17 protein-coding genes are annotated in these 17,231 nt (G+C 61.3%); 9 read left to right on the forward strand and 8 right to left on the reverse strand.

All coding sequences use genetic code 11. The annotated features are described in order from the left end of the window. The first annotated feature begins 39 nt into the window (after window positions 1-39). Window positions 40-2,370 (forward strand): glycoside hydrolase family 3 N-terminal domain-containing protein, encoded by a 2,331-nt coding sequence (locus ACNPM8_RS08330; protein WP_448939631.1) that lies wholly within the window; start codon window positions 40-42, stop codon window positions 2,368-2,370. Window positions 2,371-2,373: 3 nt separating this feature from the next. On the opposite strand, the gene ACNPM8_RS08335 is transcribed toward ACNPM8_RS08330, so the two are convergent. The 4 genes from ACNPM8_RS08335 to ACNPM8_RS08350 form a co-directional block, all read right to left on the reverse strand. Then, entirely contained in the window at window positions 2,374-3,099 is a 726-nt protein-coding gene (locus ACNPM8_RS08335; RefSeq protein ID WP_434692698.1) for an ABC transporter permease, read from the reverse strand. Next, entirely contained in the window at window positions 3,096-3,821 is a 726-nt protein-coding gene (locus ACNPM8_RS08340) for an ABC transporter ATP-binding protein (RefSeq protein ID WP_448939632.1), read from the reverse strand. Before ACNPM8_RS08340 ends, ACNPM8_RS08335 begins: the two co-directional genes overlap by 4 nt. Before the next feature lie 35 nt (window positions 3,822-3,856). Further along, the gene (locus tag ACNPM8_RS08345) at window positions 3,857-4,495 is read right to left on the reverse strand and encodes a TetR/AcrR family transcriptional regulator (RefSeq protein ID WP_448939633.1); all 639 of its coding nucleotides are present in this window, start codon (window positions 4,493-4,495) and stop codon (window positions 3,857-3,859) included. A 79-nt stretch (window positions 4,496-4,574) separates the two neighbouring features. Beyond that, window positions 4,575-5,417: an HAD-IIA family hydrolase gene (locus ACNPM8_RS08350; protein WP_105657902.1), complete on the reverse strand. Its 843-nt coding sequence runs from the start codon at window positions 5,415-5,417 to the stop codon at window positions 4,575-4,577. A gap of 139 nt (window positions 5,418-5,556) precedes the next feature. On the opposite strand from ACNPM8_RS08350, the gene ACNPM8_RS08355 reads away from it, so the two are divergent. From ACNPM8_RS08355 to ACNPM8_RS08380, 6 genes are all read left to right on the forward strand, one after another. Continuing rightward, complete coding sequence (locus tag ACNPM8_RS08355; RefSeq protein WP_448939634.1) at window positions 5,557-6,213, forward strand: TrmH family RNA methyltransferase; 657 nt, start codon at window positions 5,557-5,559, stop codon at window positions 6,211-6,213. Between the two features lie 105 nt (window positions 6,214-6,318). Further along, window positions 6,319-7,710 (forward strand): peptidoglycan DD-metalloendopeptidase family protein, encoded by a 1,392-nt coding sequence (locus ACNPM8_RS08360; RefSeq protein WP_448939635.1) that lies wholly within the window; start codon window positions 6,319-6,321, stop codon window positions 7,708-7,710. Window positions 7,711-7,906: 196 nt separating this feature from the next. Further along, window positions 7,907-8,929, forward strand: coding sequence for a class II fructose-bisphosphate aldolase (fbaA, locus tag ACNPM8_RS08365; protein WP_448939636.1), 1,023 nt, complete (start codon window positions 7,907-7,909; stop codon window positions 8,927-8,929). A gap of 2 nt (window positions 8,930-8,931) precedes the next feature. Beyond that, window positions 8,932-9,348, forward strand: a complete 417-nt coding sequence (locus ACNPM8_RS08370; protein ID WP_448939637.1) for a DUF3151 domain-containing protein — start codon at window positions 8,932-8,934, stop codon at window positions 9,346-9,348. 286 nt (window positions 9,349-9,634) lie between these two features. After that, window positions 9,635-10,303, forward strand: coding sequence for a DUF4956 domain-containing protein (locus tag ACNPM8_RS08375; RefSeq protein WP_448939638.1), 669 nt, complete (start codon window positions 9,635-9,637; stop codon window positions 10,301-10,303). Then, window positions 10,303-11,121, forward strand: a complete 819-nt coding sequence (locus tag ACNPM8_RS08380) for a polyphosphate polymerase domain-containing protein (protein ID WP_448939639.1) — start codon at window positions 10,303-10,305, stop codon at window positions 11,119-11,121. Before ACNPM8_RS08375 ends, ACNPM8_RS08380 begins: the two co-directional genes overlap by 1 nt. A gap of 18 nt (window positions 11,122-11,139) precedes the next feature. Here the strand turns inward: ACNPM8_RS08380 and ACNPM8_RS08385 are convergent, their stop codons facing one another. The 4 genes from ACNPM8_RS08385 to ACNPM8_RS08400 all read right to left on the reverse strand — a co-directional run bounded on the left by ACNPM8_RS08385 (window position 11,140) and on the right by ACNPM8_RS08400 (window position 14,208). Further along, window positions 11,140-11,808, reverse strand: coding sequence for a response regulator transcription factor (locus ACNPM8_RS08385; protein WP_105657909.1), 669 nt, complete (start codon window positions 11,806-11,808; stop codon window positions 11,140-11,142). After that, window positions 11,805-13,253, reverse strand: a complete 1,449-nt coding sequence (locus tag ACNPM8_RS08390) for an ATP-binding protein (protein ID WP_434692682.1) — start codon at window positions 13,251-13,253, stop codon at window positions 11,805-11,807. The genes ACNPM8_RS08385 and ACNPM8_RS08390 overlap by 4 nt, the downstream gene beginning before the upstream one ends. Then, window positions 13,246-13,686 carry a hypothetical protein gene (locus ACNPM8_RS08395; RefSeq protein ID WP_332504260.1) on the reverse strand — a complete coding sequence of 147 codons (441 nt, stop codon included), beginning with the start codon at window positions 13,684-13,686 and terminating at the stop codon, window positions 13,246-13,248. The genes ACNPM8_RS08390 and ACNPM8_RS08395 overlap by 8 nt, the downstream gene beginning before the upstream one ends. A gap of 72 nt (window positions 13,687-13,758) precedes the next feature. Then, window positions 13,759-14,208, reverse strand: coding sequence for an Lrp/AsnC family transcriptional regulator (locus ACNPM8_RS08400; protein WP_332489393.1), 450 nt, complete (start codon window positions 14,206-14,208; stop codon window positions 13,759-13,761). A 163-nt stretch (window positions 14,209-14,371) separates the two neighbouring features. On the opposite strand from ACNPM8_RS08400, the gene kynU reads away from it, so the two are divergent. Further along, window positions 14,372-15,652 carry a kynureninase gene (kynU, locus tag ACNPM8_RS08405; RefSeq protein WP_448939640.1) on the forward strand — a complete coding sequence of 427 codons (1,281 nt, stop codon included), beginning with the start codon at window positions 14,372-14,374 and terminating at the stop codon, window positions 15,650-15,652. A gap of 123 nt (window positions 15,653-15,775) precedes the next feature. Then, window positions 15,776-17,158 carry an amino acid permease gene (locus ACNPM8_RS08410; protein ID WP_448939641.1) on the forward strand — a complete coding sequence of 461 codons (1,383 nt, stop codon included), beginning with the start codon at window positions 15,776-15,778 and terminating at the stop codon, window positions 17,156-17,158. Window positions 17,159-17,231: the final 73 nt, after the last annotated feature.

Here is a 17,231-nt window from a genome sequence, read left to right on the forward strand (position 1 = left end):
CCCGCAAGCAATCGAAATCTTAGAAGACAAGGAACTGCCATGAAAACCGTCGAGCAAACCTGGCACGACATCTCCCTTCCTGCCGAACAGCGCGTCGCCGCGCTCATGGATGAAATGACCCTGGAAGAGAAAGCCGGGCAGCTGGGCTCGTTCTGGATCCGCCCGGAGGAAGAAAACCAGGACGGGGAAGGCAACGTCGCGCCGATGGCCGACACCTTCACCGCAGGTCCCAGCTTCGAAACCGCCATCAAGGACGGCTTGGGGCATATCACCCGCGCCTTCGGCACCATCCCGCTGGCTCCCGCCGAAGGCCGCGAACGCCTGGTCGAGCTGCAAGAACAGGTCATTGCCGCGAACCGCCTGGGCATCCCGGCCATCGCCCACGAGGAATGCCTGACCGGATTCACCACCCTTGGCGCGACCTGCTACCCGGCTTCCATTGCCTGGGGCGCCACCTTCAACCCGGAACTCATTGGCGGCATGGCCCGGCGCATCGGCGCCGACATGCTGAAGATGGGAGTGCACCAGGGCCTGTCCCCGGTCTTGGACGTCACCCGCGACTACCGCGGGGGCCGGGTGGAAGAGACCATGGGCGAAGACCCCCACCTGGTTGGGGAGCTGGGCGTTGCCTACGTGCGCGGCCTGCAGGACTCGGGGGTGCACGCCACCTTGAAGCACTTCGCTGGCTACGCGGCCTCGCAAGCCGGGCGCAACCACGCGCCGGTCTCCATGGGCCCCCGGGCGCTGGAAGACACGGTGTTCCCGCCGTTCGAACGCGCAGTTCGCGAGGGTGGAGTGAAGTCCGTGATGAACTCCTATGCGGACGTGGATGGCGAAGCGCCCGCTGGCAGCCACCGGCTGCTCACCGAAGTGCTGCGGGGCCGCTGGGGCTTCGCGGGAACCGTCGTGGCGGACTACTGGTCCGTCAGCTTCCTGCACAGCATGCACGAAGTGGCAGAAGACGAGGACGCCGCGGGCCGGCTGTCCCTGGAAGCCGGCATGGACGTTGAGCTCCCGGAGACCACCGCCTTCGCCAACCTGGCCCAGGCGGTCCGCGCCGGAGCGCTGGAGCAGGAAGTCCTGGACACCGCGGTGCGCCGCGTGCTGGCCCAGAAGCTGCAGATGGGCCTGCTGGATCCGGGCTGGAACCCGCGCCAGGCCTGGCTGGGCGATGACGTGGAACTGGATTCGGCCGATAACCGTGCCCATGCCCGGAAAATGGCCGAGGAATCGATCATCCTGCTGCGCAACGAGCAGATCCTGCCCTTGGCCAGCCCGGCACGCTTGGCGGTCATCGGGCCCAGCGCCTCCCAGCCGCGCACCCACCTAGGCTGCTACTCCTTCACCAACCATGTCTACTCGCGCTTCGCCGAGCAGCAGGACTACGGCGTGCCGATGGCCTCGATCCTCGAAGCCTTGCAGCAGGCTCCCGCGCTCACCGGATCGCAGATCGAGTATGCCCGTGGCGTGGACTTCACCGATCTGGATGATTCGGGCATCGCCCAGGCGGTCCAGGCCGCCCGCAACGCCGAAGTCGCGGTGGTTGCCGTTGGCGACCTCGCCGGGCTCTTCGGCCGTGGCACCTCGGGGGAGGGCTGCGACGTCGTCGACCTGCGCCTGCCCGGGCGGCAGGGGGATCTGGTGGAAGCCGTGCTGGCCACGGGCACCCCGACGGTTCTGGTGCTGGTCACCGGGCGTCCGTATTCGCTGGGGCAATTCGCTGATCGCACCGCGGCGATCATCCAGTGCTTCATGCCCGGGGTGGAAGGCGGGCCGGCACTGGCTGGCGTGCTGACCGGCGAGGTCAACCCCTCGGGCAAGCTGCCGGTGCAGATCCCCGACCATATCGGCGGGCAGCCGGGCACCTACCTGGCTTCCAAGCTGGCCTGGCATTCAGAAGGCGTAACCAACCTCGATCCGCGTCCGCTCTACCCCTTCGGCTACGGCAGCTCCTACACCAGCTTCGAGATCTCCGGTCTGGAACTGCCGGAAACTGAAATCGCTGCCGACGGCACCATTCGGGTCAGTGCCACCGTGGCCAATACCGGAGCGCGCTCCGGCGCCGAAGTGGTGCAGCTGTACCTGGCTGACGCGGTGTCGCAGGTGGTGCGCCCGCGCCGCTGGCTAGCCGGCTTCGCCAAGGTGCAGCTTGAGGCAGGGGAGTCGAAGCGCGTGGCTTTCACCGTGCATGCGGACCGGACCTCGTTCACCGGGCTGTCCGGGAAGCGCATTGTGGAACCGGGCAAGTTCACCGCGCTGGTGGGAACCAGCAGCGAGGACCTGCCACTGCAGGCCGAGTTCCGGATCACCGGGAAGGTGCGCGAAGTGGCCGAGGGCCGCGTGCTGGACACCCCGGTGGACATCGCGTAGCCGCTAGGCGGTGCGCCGCCGCAGGGTCAGGGAACCGACGATCAGCGCGGCGGCGATCCAGGCGGCGATGACCAGCATGCTGCTTGCCGTCGCCGAATCCACTGTTCCCGCCGCGGCATCCGAGAGGGCGTCGATGGCGTGGGACAGCGGAAGCCAGTCGCCGATGGCCTCCAGCGCGCCGGGCAGCTGCTCGCGGGGCAGGATGATTCCGGACAGCAGGAACTGCGGGATGACCAGCGCCGGCATGAACTGAACCACCTGGAATTCGGTGCGTGCGAAGGCGCTGGCCATCAGGCCGAGGCTGATGCCCAGCAGCGCGTCGAGGGCGGCCACCGCGAACAGCAGCCAGAAACTGCCTTCGATCTCCAAGCCGCAAACCCAGATGGCGAAACTGACCGCGATCATGGTCTGGAGGATCGCAACCAGGGTGAACGCCAGCGCGTAGCCGAAGATGAATTCGCCCTTGGCCAGCGGCATGCTCAGCAAGCGCTCAAGGGTTCCGCTGCGCCGCTCGCGCAGTGTTGCGATGCTGGTTACCAGGAACATGACCACGAATGGGAACAAGGCGATCATTGCGGGGCCAATGCGGCCGAATGCCGGGGTGTCGGTGAAGATCCATGCGATCAGGCCGATCAGCAGGCTGGGCACGATGAGCATCAAGGCAATGGTCCGCGGGTCATGGCGTACCTGGGCCAGGACCCGACCGGTGGTGGCGAGCGTCCGTTTCATGGCTGGTTCCCTTTTGCCGCGATCAGGGCAACGAAGGCATTTTCGGGATTGTCTGCACCGGTTGACTCCATCAATGCAGCCGGGGTCATCTGCCCGAGCAGCTTCCCCTCGCGCAGCAGCAGGATTTCATCGCAACGCATGGCTTCGTCCATGACATGGCTGGAGACGACAAGGCACAGGCCGGTGGCCGCCAACTGCGAGAACATCGCCCACAGATCCGCACGCAGCACCGGGTCCAAACCCACCGTGGGTTCATCCAGGATGACAATTTCCGGCGAGCCGAGCAGTGCGATGGCCAAGGACACCCGATTGCGCTGTCCGCCGGACAGGCCCATGGCCAGCCGGCCAGCCTGGTCCGCCAGGTCCGTGGCTTCGAGGACTCGATCCACTTCTGCTGGGGGCTGGCCGAGGATCTTGGCGAAGTAGGCGATGTTCTGCCGGACGCTCAAATCGTCATAGACGCTGGCTGCCTGGGTCATGTAGCCGACCCGGTTGCGCAGGGACTTGTGCCCGGCGGGCTTTCCGAGAACGGAGACTGTTCCGCTGCTGATGACCTGGTTGCCCACGATGCTTCGCAGCAAGGTGCTCTTGCCGCTGCCGCTGGGGCCGAGCAAGCCGATGATCCGTCCCGGCGCGAGCTGGAATTCCACGTGGTCCAGGACCAATGCCCTTCCGCGTCTGACGTCGAGCCGCTGCACATCGACACAAGCCGTTTTATTCATCACATAATGAATTAGGGACCTCTGCCAGCAGCATGTCAATGGTTCAACGCAGGCAATTGGCCGGTGAGGTAGCGCTGGATGGTGGGGGCCACCAGCTCGATAACCTGCTCATCATCCATGGAGGCCAAAGGCTCCAAGTCAATGATGTAGCGCGCGACAATCAGGCCGACAATCTGGCTGGCCACCAGGGCTACCCTCGGCTCGGCGCTTTCTTCCGGCAAACGCGCACCCAAGCGCGAGAAGATCTGCTCTTCCAGGAATGGACGGAGGATTTTCGCCGCGCTGCTGCTGGAGACCAAGCCCCGGATCATTGCCGTTGCAGCCGTGCGGAAAGCCGGCTTGCTCCAGGTAGCGAGCAATGTGCGAGTCAGCGCCTCGCCCATCTCTTCCAACGGCGCTGTTGCCGCCTCGGCGATGATTTCCCCTGGGTTGACGGGGATGCGCATGGTCTGGACAAACAAGTTGCTCTTGTCCTTGAAATAGTGGTGCACCAGTGCTGGATCCACCCCGGCTCGGCGCGCTACCGACCGGAGGCTGGCTGCCTCGTATCCGGCACGGGAGAACTCCTTGGACGCGGCTTTGAGGATCGCCGCTCTAGTTGTCCCCGTGGTGCTGCCTTTGGGCCGTCCACGCTTCCGCGCGCTCGGGACCTCGTTCGGTACTTGCTCGGTCACGGTTTCAGCATACTTCCGGAATCTTGCGTCAACGCAGCAAGGCCGGGCAAAAGCCCGGCCTTGCTGAATCCGCTAGCTGCTACTTCTTGGCTGCAGGCGCTTCCGCTGCAGCGGCACCCTTGGCGAGTTCCGCGTGCAGATTCGCCACGGATGGGAACTGCAGGTCCGGGCGGAACGGGAAAGTGTCCATGTCCTCGCGGGCGGTGATGCCGGTGTAGACCAATGCGGTCAGCAGTCCGGCTTCCATGCCCGCAACGATATCGGTGTCCATGCGGTCGCCGATCATTGCGGTGGTTTCCGAGTGCGCATCGATTCGGTTCAGGGCAGAACGGAACATCATTGGGTTCGGCTTGCCCACCACGTATGGCTCGCGGTTAGTTGCACGCGAGATCAAGGCCGCGATCGCACCGGTGGCTGGCATAATGCCTTCGGTGGACGGCCCGGTAGCGTCCGGGTTGGTAGCGATGAACTTCGCCCCGCCTTCGATCAGGCGGATGGCCTTGGTGATGGCTTCGAAAGAGTAGGTGCGGGTTTCGCCCAGCACGACGTAGTCAGGGTTCTGGTCGGTCATGATGAACCCCGCATCATGCAGTGCAGTGGTCAAACCGGCTTCGCCAATGACGAAAGTGCGGCCGCCGGGGCGCTGGCGAGCCAGGAACTCTGCAGTGGCCATCGCGGAGGTCCAGATGTTTTCCTCCGGGACGTCCAGGCCCGAGGCCAATAGGCGGGCACGCAGATCGCGCGGGGTGTAGATGGAGTTATTGGTCAGGACCAGGAAGCGCAGGTTGTTGTCGCGCCAGTAGCTCAGCATCTCGGCGGCGCCCTTGATGGCCTGGTTCTCGTGAACCAATACGCCGTCCATGTCCGTGAGCCAGCATTTGATGTCGTGGACAGTTCGCGTACCGCGGATTGAAGTTGTCACGAGGCGTGGATCCTCCCTAGGGAAATATGTGGTGGGAGCTATCGGCACTGAAAGTATCCCGTTCTATTAAGAGATTACACAGGCGCACGCAAATGCACCGTGAACAAGGGCACGAACATAACGAACTAGGCTTAATACTGTGAACGAAGAAACGCATGAACCAGTTAATGACCCGAGCGCGCAGCATGTGATCGGAGTGGGCCCCTGGGAGGGGGAACTGCCAACCGACGGAAAATACGATCCCCAGCTGCTTGCCGAGGGCGACCGGCGCAACGTCGCGGACAAGTACCGCTACTGGATGATGGACGCCATCATTGCTGATCTTGACGAACGCCGCCACGATTTCCATATCGCGATTGAAAACTGGCAGCACGATATGAACATCGGCACCGTGGTACGCAGCGCAAACGCCTTCCTAGCCAAAGAAGTCCATATCATCGGCCGTCGCCGCTGGAATCGACGAGGCGCCATGGTTACTGATCGTTACCAGCACGTACGCCACCATGCAACGGTGGAGGAGTTCGTTGCCTGGGCTGAAGGCGAGGGGTTGACGATTCTGGGAATCGATATCTTCCCGGACTCCGTTCCACTGGAAACCTACGACCTGCCGAAGGACTGCGTGCTGGTCTTCGGGCAGGAAGGTCCGGGCCTCAGCCCGGAAGTCCACGCTGCGGCCAAGGACACCTTGTCCATCGAGCAGTTCGGCTCGACTCGTTCAATCAATGCGGCATCCGCAGCCGGGATTGCCATGCATGCGTGGGTACGCAGGCACGTGTTTGGGCAAAAAGTAGGTTAACAAGAAATTTAATACTGACGAGTTTAGTCGAGCATCTGGATTAGTTATCATTTTCCGCCTACTCTGGGTTTTAGTTATGAAAACGTGATCTGGGAGAGGGCGGTCGTGAAACGACGTCATCAAGTAAACCGTGACTTGCTGTTGCCCGGGCTGCCTCGACGCAGAAGGCCATTGGTTATATGGTCCACTTCTATCGTCGCCGCGCTCGGACTGACGGGAGCCTTGGCGATCCCGATCATGGCTCAGGCCGGTGACTCCAGGCAGGGCGATATCCCTGTAGGCATCGATGCTGTGGCAGATCCATCAATGTTCAACGGACCGGTCTACGTCAGTGCAGATGCGCCGCTGAACTCATTTGGCGGTTCCGGCAAGGAGCTGGCTATTGACGGCCGTCCCGTTGGAATGCTTGATGGCGCTGACGCGGGCTCAGAAGCGTCCGGCAATGACAACGAATCCTCAGCTCTGCTTGCGGGCATGGTCGGCGAGCTCGGCAAATTGCCTGGCGACCTGCAACTGATGCACCCGGTCAAGACCCGCAGTATTTCCAGCCCTTATGGCTGGCGTGCCAACCCTACCGGTCCTGGCAACCAGATCCACATTGGCCAGGACTACCCTATTTCCTGCGGCTCGCCGGTCTACGCTTCTGAAGCTGGAACGGTGACCGTATCGGCATGGGCTGGGCACTCCGGCATGCGCGTGACTATCGACCACGGCAGCAATGTCCAGACTGGCTACAGCCACAATTCGAAGTTGATTGCCAAGGTGGGGCAGCGAGTCGAGCAGGGTGAACTGATCGCCCTGGCTGGCACTACCGGCAACTCGACCGGTTGCCACGTGCACTTCGAGGTCATCATCGACGGCCGTTGGCATGATCCGCGCAACTACCTGCCAACCATTCCGGGCCAGCGCCAGGCGATGATTAATTCGCAGCGGCTGACAGTCAATGCGGGCAGTGCTCCCAAGGGCAACGGCTCCCGCGTTCCTGATCGGGCTCCAAGCGGCCCGGATCCAGACGTCATTGTCCCCGAGGATGACACTCCAAGCATTCCACGGCCGAAGCCAAGCCCATCGGAGTCGCAGCGCCCGTCGCCGAGCGAGAGTGAAAGTCCGAGCGGTTCGCAGTCTCCAGATGGTTCACAGAGCCCGGACGGTTCGAAGAGCCCTGATAGCTCGAAGAGCCCAGATAGTTCCAAGAGCCCTGACGAATCGAAGAGTCCAGACGCTACGAAGAGTCCAAGCGCTACGGACGGACCCGAAGATCCGGATGCCACTGATGAGATGGAGGCTCCAGCTCCAGAGCCAACGGATTCTGAAGAAATCGTTACGGACACTCCAACGAAGTCAGATCCTGCGCCAAAGACGGATTCGTCGAAGTCGAGCTCGACCGGAACCGAAACTCCGGAGGCTTCCAAGAGCTCTGCATCAGTGCCCAGCACCACGACCAAGACACAGCTAGCTCCGTCGGGAAGCACCTCTGTAAGCGCAACAACCAAATAGAGAACGTAAAAAGCCAGCGGCCAACCGTAATGAGACGAGCTCTCATCTGGGTTGGCCGTTTGCTTTGCGGTCAACCGCGGAATTCCCCGTGTCACGATACGAGATTTAGGGCTTAGTTAGTGACATAGCCGATAGGATGGATGGCGAACCGCCGTCAATGGAGACGCGTAACCTCGCTAATCACCAGGAGTGAAGCATGCCTATCGCAACCCCCGATAAGTACAATGCAATGATCGATGCTGCCAAGGCAGGCGGCTACGCCTTCCCAGCAGTGAACGTGACCAGCTCGCAGACTCTGAACGCCGCAATTCGCGGCTTCGCAGAGGCTGAATCCGACGGCATCATCCAGGTCTCCACCGGCGGCGCCGCATACTGGTCTGGTGCATCCATCAAGGATATGGTTACCGGCTCGCTGGGCTTCGCAGCCTTCGCCCGCCAGGTTGCCAAGAACTACGGCGTGAACATCGCGTTGCACACCGACCACTGCCCAGCGGACAAGCTGGACGGTTTCGTGTTGCCGCTGCTTGCCGCTTCGGAGGCTGAAGTCGCTGCAGGCCGCGATCCATTCTTCAACTCCCACATGTGGGACGGTTCGGCTGAAACCCTTGAAGAGAATCTGCGCATTGCCGCAGAATTGCTGCCGCGTACCGCAGCCGCCAAGCAGATCCTCGAAGTTGAAATCGGTGCCGTTGGCGGCGAGGAAGACGGCGTGGAAAACGCGATCAACGACAAGCTGTACAGCACCGTCGACGATGCCCTGGCTACCATCGAGGCTTTGGGCGCTGGAGAAAAGGGCCGCTACATCACCGCGCTGACCTTCGGCAACGTCCACGGCGTTTACAAGCCAGGCAACGTAAAGCTGCGCCCAGAGATCCTGAAGGATATCCAGGCCCAGGTTGGCGCCAAGATTGGCAAGGCGAACCCATTCGACCTGGTATTCCACGGCGGATCGGGCTCTTCTGAGCAGGAAATTGCTGACGCAGTTGCCTATGGCGTGATCAAGATGAACATCGACACTGACACCCAGTACGCCTTCACCCGCCCGGTAGCTGGCCACATGCTTGCCAACTATGACGGTGTGCTGAAGGTTGACGGCGAAGTTGGCAACAAGAAGACCTACGACCCACGCGTGTGGGGTGCCAAGGCTGAAGAGTCCATGGCTGCCCGCATCGTTGAAGCTGCCCAGCAGCTAGGCTCGGCCGGAAAGTCGCTGAAGTAACCATGGTCGGAGAAAACCTGCTGGGTATCCCGGAAACCCTGCTTCCGGAAGAAACCGAAGTGCTGGCACGCTATGAAGCCGGTGATGAAGCCACGGACTTGGCGGCAAAATTCCCTGCCTCGTCACTGGTTTGGGCGCTGCTTGCCAACGAAGCGCACAGTGAGGGCCGCGTAGTGGAGTCGTACGCGTTCGCACGAGTTGGCTACCACCGAGGCTTGGACTCGCTGCGCAAAGCCGGCTGGCGCGGACAGGGCCCTGTGCCTTGGCGCCATGAGCCAAACCGCGGCTTCCTTCGCTCGCTCTATGCGCTGGGCCGTGCGGCCGCAGCCATCGGCGAGACTGAAGAAGTCGACCGCATCGGCAAGTTCCTGAACGATTCGGATTCGACGGCCAAGGCTGAAATCGAAGCTGGCAAGTAAGCGATACTCCAACCGCTAACGGCGGCTATTCTCGCAAAGAGAATAGCCGCCGTTAGCTGTTTAACGCTTCGAGGGCATGCTCAAGAAATAAGAGAACTCGGGTGCGCGGAAGCTGAGTAGAACCAGCCAGACGGCACCCTCTCCGTCAGCAGAAGGCAAACATGCAAGTCAAGACCTATTCAGTAACATGAGGGCGTTCTCATGATGTTCTACTTTTAGACTCATTTATTTCACCTAAAGTTCATAAAGAAGGGATCATCACTTCACACTTTTGAAAGGGATAGCAATGTTGTCATTCTGGACGGGACTAGCCTCAAACGTCATCGGCATTACGGTTCTGGTGTACTTCGTATACTTCCGCCGCCACTTCCGCCGCGACCTCGTGCTCGCATATATCGCCTTGAGCATGGGAATCTTCGCGGTCACCTTGCTGCTTTCAGGCAGCGGCGCAGGCATGGGGCTGGGGCTGGGGCTCTTCGGCATCCTCTCAATCATTCGCCTTCGCTCAGACACGCTGACCCAGGAAGAAGTCGCCTACTACTTCATTTCGCTGGCCATTGGTTTGGTCAACGGCCTGCACCCGGATCCGGCATGGTTGGCTCCGTCGGCCACCGCAGCCCTCGTGCTAGTCATGTTCCTGGCGGATCACCCGAGCTTCGCTCCGCGCACCGAGCGCCAGACTGTGACCCTGGAACGTGCCTACCCGAAGAAGGCGGATCTGCAGGCTGCATTGGAAGAACTGCTGGATGCCAAGGTGCTGCGAACAGTAGTTGTCGAGCTGGATATGGTTCGCGATCTGACCATCGTTGATGTCCGCTTCCGCACCAACATGGCCGGAGGCAAGTCCACTGCTAAGGCCAGCGCATCCGAGACCTTCTCCGGCACTTATGAATTGGCGAACAGCCAGTCTGTACCGGCAGCGCAGAACGGAGCCAAGCAGGAGACGTGGTACTGATGACGACATATGCGGACAAGGGAGCGGACCTCGTCGTCTCCCAGGCGCGAGCCGCTCTCGAAGAAGCCGTCATCGGCCGGGAACCGATCAGTCTCGAAGACGTGATTTCCGAAGCCGCGCTGCAGACCCGAGTCGACAAGAAGTTCCTGCTGGCCCCAGAGGAGTTCACGGCATTATCCGAGCGCTTGGGCGATCAATTCAAGATCATGCAGATCGATGGCCTGCGCACCTTCCGCTACGAATCGGTGTATTTCGATACCGAGGACTACGACCAGTACCGCGCCCACCGCCAGGGGCGGCGACGGCGATACAAGGTGCGCTCGCGCACTTATGCTGACACCGGGCTGTCGATGTTCGAGATCAAGACCAAGGGGCTTCGCGGCTCGACGGTGAAGCACCGCGTCGAGCAGGATCTGGACAGCGCCGGCGAGCTGACCGAAGAGAATCTCGAGTTCCTGGAATCGGTCCTGCGCAGCGAGTACGGGCAGGACGTGCCCCAACTGCAACCTGTGCTGGACAGTGCCTACCGGCGTGCAACTTTCGTGAACCCCATCGATGGCGAACGGCTGACCTGCGACGTGGAACTGGAATACGCCAACGGCGATTCGAGGGTTGACGGACCGGACCTGGTTGTCGTGGAGACCAAGTCCGCTGATGGCCGGGGCGCGTCGGACCAGGCCTTGGCCGAGCTGGGCATCCGAGAGGTATCGATGTCCAAGTATTGCATCGGCATTGCACTGCTGAACCCGCAGCTGCCGGCCAATCGCTGGAGCCGTTTGCTCCAGCAGAGCTTCGTTCCGGACCCGACGTTGCGCTAGATTCCGTGCAGGATTCGGCTAGCGCTCGGAGGCGAGTCGGTAGCCGAATCCGCGTACCGTCTCAAAACGTTCCGAGCCGAGCTTGTTGCGCAGGTAGCGGACATACACATCCACCACGTTGGACCCTGGATCGAAATCATAGCCCCAGACCCGGGAAAGCAACTGCTCGCGGCTGAGCACTTGGCCGGGGTTGCGCAAGAAGGCTTCGGCCAGCGCGAATTCACGCGCGGAAAGGTCGACTTCGCGCTCATTGACCGTCACCCGGCGGCGCAGCAGGTCCATGTTCAGGTCTTCGTGGGCCAGTGAGGAAACCTCGGGTGCGTTGTCCTCGGCGCGCAGGCGCAAGCGCACCCGCGCCAGCAACTCATCGAAGTGGAATGGCTTGGCCATGTAGTCATCGGCACCGTTCTGCAGGCCGGCTACCGTGTCTTCCACGCTGCCGCGTGCGGTCAGGATGATCACCGGAGTATCGATCTGCGCGGCGCGCAGACGCCGCAATACCGAGAAGCCGTCTTCATCCGGCAGGCCGAGGTCGAGGATGATCAGCTCATGGTCACCGTCAATGGCCTGGGTGAAGCCATCATGCCCGGTTTCTGCGATGGATGAGGTCAGTCCCGCAGCACGCAGCCCCTTGGCTACGAACGAACTGATTCGCGGTTCATCTTCAATGATCAGTATCTGGCTCATGCTTCCTTGCTTCCAGTCGTCAACGGCATGTCAATGTAGAACGTCGAACCCTTGCCATGTTCCGAGTTCACCCACACGCGTCCGCCGTGGGTCTCCGCTATGGCCTGCACGATGTTCAGCCCCAGGCCGGACCCGGAAGAACGAACAGAGTTCTGGCCCCGTCCAAAGCGCTCGAAAATACGTTCAAGATCTTCAGCCTGGATGCCCACGCCCGCATCGGATACCCACCAGCGCAAGGTGGTGTTGCCATGCCCATCGCGCACGATCTCGTTGCCCAAGCCGATACGGCTATCCGCAGCAGAGAACTTCACCGCGTTGGCGCAGAGCTGCAGCATGGCTTGGGTGGTCCGGACCGGGTCGAGAGCCACGGTGGCCTCGGTGCGGTAGTCCACGCGCCACTGGCGAGGCCCCAGGCCGCGGGCCTTGTCGAGGATGTCGTCAAGCAGCTTGCCGACTTCTGCCGGCTCCACCTGGAGAAAATCCGTGCGGTTGGACTTTGCCAGGGTGACTAGGTCATTGATGAGCAAGGACATGCGCCCGAGCTCGTCCATGGCGATATCGCGGCTCTGGGCAACGTCGTCCGGATCGTTGGGATCCATCAGTTCCAGATGCCCGTTGATGATAGTCACCGGCGTGCGCAGTTCGTGCCCGACATCATCAAGCAGCTGGCGTTGGGAGCTGAGCGCACCTTCAAGGCGATCCAGCATTTCGTTGACTGTGACCGTCAGTTCAGCGAATTCGTCGTTTCCGGAAACTTCAATGCGCTGGGATACGTCGGTCTCCGAGATCTGCTGCGCGGTAGTTTGCAGGCGGCGAATCGGGTCGAGCATTCGTCCAACCACAAGCCAGGCGGCCAGTGCGGCCACGAGCATGACCGAGGCGCCGACGGCACCATAGATCATGAAGTTGCGGTCGTTGGCGATGGCCTCGGCAGAGTAGTCATAGGCCAGCACGAAGGCGCCATGCTCGTGGTCTGCAGGGAGGCTAACCGGAACAACGACGGCGCGGTAGGTCGTGATGTCCGTGTCGACAGTTCCCAAGCGGATATGGTTGGCGTCCTGGACGCTTCTGGCCCATTCGAGGAATTCCGGATCATCTTCCAGTCGGGTGTTGACGATATCCGGTGCGGTCCAACGCACCTCGTCACCAACCAGGGAGAGCATGCCCTGCTTCGGGGAGGGCAGGGTGCGTTGCATTGCGATATACAGCAAGTCTTCGGCGTGCTTGAAGCGTTCCATGGTTCGCGGATCGACACCAGTATCGGTGAGAACTTCGAATTCCTTGACGGTGCGGGTCAATGACTCGTCGAGGCGTTCATTCAGTTCGTGGCGTTGAACCGCAAAGCTCGCGGTACCCGCTGTCAGCAGGGCCAGGCCTACCAGGAGCATCATGCCGGTCAGGACCCGTGCTCGGATGGACCAGCGGCGTTCTGGCGCTCTAGTCATCGTCGTCGTCATCGTCGTCATCGTCGTAGTCGTCGTAATCGTCATCGTCGTCGTCATCATCGTCGTACTGGGTGCCCGAAGGAGGCAGCGGAACGACGGTCTTCTTTGGCGGTGCCGGTGCTGGAGGTTTCGGCTTGGGCTTCGGTGTCGGGGTAGCGCTAGGCTTAGGCTTTTCCGAGGTTTTCGGCTTGGCGGAGGTGCTCGAGCTGGAAGACGGCTTTTGGGATCCAGTCGCTGGGGCAGAAGGCGAGGAGGAGGGGCTGTTGGGGGTGCCGCTCGTCGGAGACGGAGTTGCTTCTTCGAAGATGAACCCTTCCCCGAGGTCCTGGTCCGCCGGACCTTCCAAGGCTTGGCTGATTCCGAAAGCGCCAAGAAACACGACTGCGATGACAGCGATTGTCGCAAAGACGCGGCGCAAAGCTTCCTTTCCCATGTTTTTCATTGTGGCTGAAATAAATGAGATATAGATGAGAGACGCCGTTAGATGACAAAAAGCCTGTCTCGGCTAAGCCAGGTGCTCGAAGATAATTACCGTCTGGGTGGATGAGAACGCGCGGTTGGAGCCCAAGTGCGCGGCCACGAATGCCCGTAGGTCTTCGATGCTTCGGGTAGCCACCCGAACCAGCAAATCCGGCGAGCCGCCAAGAACGAAGACTTCCTTGACCTCGGCGAGCTCTTTGAGCTGATGCGCCGAGGAGAGCAAGCGGTCTCGGGCTGTGGACGAGACCACAATAGAGATCATGGCGTTGACGGCAACACCAAGAAGACGCTCATTGATCGCGGCATGGTAACCGGTGATCACCCCCGCCTTGGAGAGTGCTTTCACCCGGCCCAAGCAGGTCGATGGCGCCAAGCCGACTGTGGCAGCCAAGACGTTGTTGGCAATTCGAGCATCCTTGCTCAGCTCGGTGAGAATGGACAGATCCGTTTCGTCGACGCGAACAGGATTCGGCATGGCATCGCCTTGAACCGTCCATAATGAACCTGCCACGGTTAATCAACTCAATTCTTTGGGAAAGTTTGGATCTGGTCGCACTATACCGAACTAGATTCTACGATGGATACACCATGGAGAACGGAAGTCCTCCCGCTTTGATCTTGGCCGAACAGGAGATCCAATGACCACGGAACTGACCCGAGAGTCCCTTGCCCAATTGGACGCGGCAGACCCGCTGGTGGCCTTTGGCGACCGCTTCAACCTCCCGGAAGGCGTCATCTACCTCGATGGCAACTCATTGGGCGCGTTGCCGAAGGGTGCAGCCGAACGCGCCGCCCAGGTGGTGAGCGAAGAATGGGGCCAGGGCCTGATCCGTTCCTGGAACACCGCCGGCTGGTTCGAGATGCCGCTGAAGCTCGGCGACAAGCTGGGGCGGTTGCTGGGCGCGAACCCCAGCGAGACTGCGATCACCGATACCACCACGCTGAATCTGTTCAAGGCCTTGGCCTCGGCACTGCGCACGCAGAAGGCCGATGCCCCGCAGCGCCGGGTGATTCTCACCGAACGAGACAATTTCCCCACGGACATCTATATCGCCGAGGGGTTGGCCGACCTGGTCAACTCGCTCTCGCAGGAAACCGGTGTGGCCTATGAGGTGAAGCTCATCGATGGAGAGTCCTCGCTGCGCGCTGCACTGGACGAAACTGTCGCCGTGGTGGCTCTGTCGCATGTGAACTACCGCACCGGATCGATGTGGGACATGGGCGAGACCACTGCAGCCATCCACGGCTCCGGAGCCCTGGTGGTCTGGGATCTGGCCCATGCCGCAGGTGCAGTACCGATTGACCTGAATGCCGCAGATGCCGACTACGCCGTGGGCTGCACCTACAAGTACCTCAACGGCGGTCCGGGTTCTCCGGCTTTCATCTGGGTCAATGCCCGCCACCATGAACGTTTCTGGCAGCCGCTGTCCGGCTGGTGGTCGCACAAATCGCCCTTCGAGATGGCTGACAGCTACACGCCAGCAAATGACATTCGCCGCTTCATGTGCGGTACCCAGCCGGTTACTTCACTGGCCATGATCGAGGTCGGTCTGGATATCGCGCTGGAAGCGGACATGGACAAGGTGCGCGCCAACTCGCTGGAGCTGGTGGACCTGTTCATCGAGCTGGTTGAAACCCGCTGCGCCGGCTACGGCCTGGAACTGGTGACTCCACGCGAACATGCTGCTCGCGGCAGCCACGTCAGCTTCCGCCATGAGCATGGGTACGAAATCATCGCTGCGCTCATTGACCAGGGCGTTATCGGGGACTACCGCGAACCCGAAGTCCTGCGCTTTGGCATCACCCCGCTGTACCTGACGCGTACCGATATCTGGGATGCCGTGGAGAAACTGCGTGAAATTCTGCACACCAATGCCTGGCAGCGCGAAGAGTACGCCGTGCGTAATGCCGTGACATAACGCAAATTCCGCCGCTTTCGGGTCTTGGTGCGCCGAAGCCGGCGAATCTGCGCGAGAGTAACCTTAACAGCAGCACGGCATTTTCGATGCCGTGCTGTTCGCATAGGTCTAAAGGGAGCATCGTTGGGCAAGCAGCCGGTACGCGCCACTGAAGTCGGTTCGGGTTTGAAGAAGTCGCTGACTCCTGGGCAGATGTCCATGATCGCGCTGGGCAGTGCCATCGGCACCGGTCTTTTCGCGGGCAGCAAGCTCGCCATCGCCATGGCCGGTCCCTCGGTGATCATCAGCTACCTCATTGGCGGGGTCGTCGCCGTGCTGGTCATGGGCGCATTGGCGGAAATGACCGTCAAGCAGCCGGTGGCCGGTTCCTTCGGGGTCTACGCCGAACGCTATCTTGGACGTTTCGCCGGGTACCTGACCAAGTACCTGTACTGGTCTGCGCTGATCTTCGCCGTGGGCACCGAAGTCAGCGCGGTAGGCGAGTACATGCAGTACTGGTTCCCCGAGATTCCAGGGCTGGTTTGGGTCCTTGTCTTCTCGGCCGCGCTTTTGGGCGTGAACTTCTCCAGCGTGAAGATCTTCGGAACCACCGAATACTGGTTCTCCGCGATCAAGGTCTTCGCGGTGGTCGCGTTCATCATCATTGCCCTCTGGCTGGTGTTCCACGACCCCAGCGACCAATACGGGTTCCATAACTACTCGGCCGAAGGCGGCTTCTTCTCCAATGGCCTGTTCGGCATGTGGACCGCTGTCATCGTGGCGATCTTCTCCTACATGGGTATCGAGGCGATCTCCATTGCCGCCGCAGAAGCAAAGAACCCCAAGATTGCCGTACGCAAGGCCTTCAAGGTCTCCTTCCTGCGCTTGCTGCTCTTCTACGTGTTCACCATGGCCCTGATCCTCGCGGTGGCGCCCACCAGCGAACTGCTGGCCGGCGGATCGCCATTTGTCACTGTGATGTCCCAGATGGGTATCCCGTTCGCCGATTCGGTACTGAACTTCGTGCTCATCATTGCCGCGCTCTCGGCCATGAATGCCCAGCTCTATGCGGCAACCCGCATGCTGCATTCGCTGGCTGATTCCGGGCACGCGCCGCGCCTGGCACACCGGACCAACAGCGCGGGCGCTCCTATCCACGCGGTGTGGATGTCTGCCGGAGGCATCGCCGTGGCAGCACTGGTCTACGCGCTGGTTCCGGAGGGAGGCTTCGGCATCATGATGTCGCTGGCTACCTTCGGTGCCCTGGCGACGTGGTTCATGATCCTGGTGACCCACGTGTCCTTCCGCCGCCAGGTGCGCCTGGACCGGGCCGTCCTGGAGTACAAGCTGCCAGGCTACCCGGCCGCGTCGATTCTCGGCTCGGTACTGCTCGCCGGCCTGCTGGTGACCTCGTTCTTCGTGCCGGAATTCAAGTACACCCTGATCTTCGGTGTTCCCTTCGTCATCGTGATGTCGGTGCTCTACAGGCTGGTTTTCGCCGGCAAGAAACAGCCTGCGGTGAGATAGCAGGGCAATCGTCCGCGGCGCCGGTTCGCTGGCGATCCGCGGCGCGGGCACTAAGATCTTAAAGGGCCTGCCA

The sequence above is a fragment of the Glutamicibacter sp. AGC46 genome, from assembly GCF_053543715.1.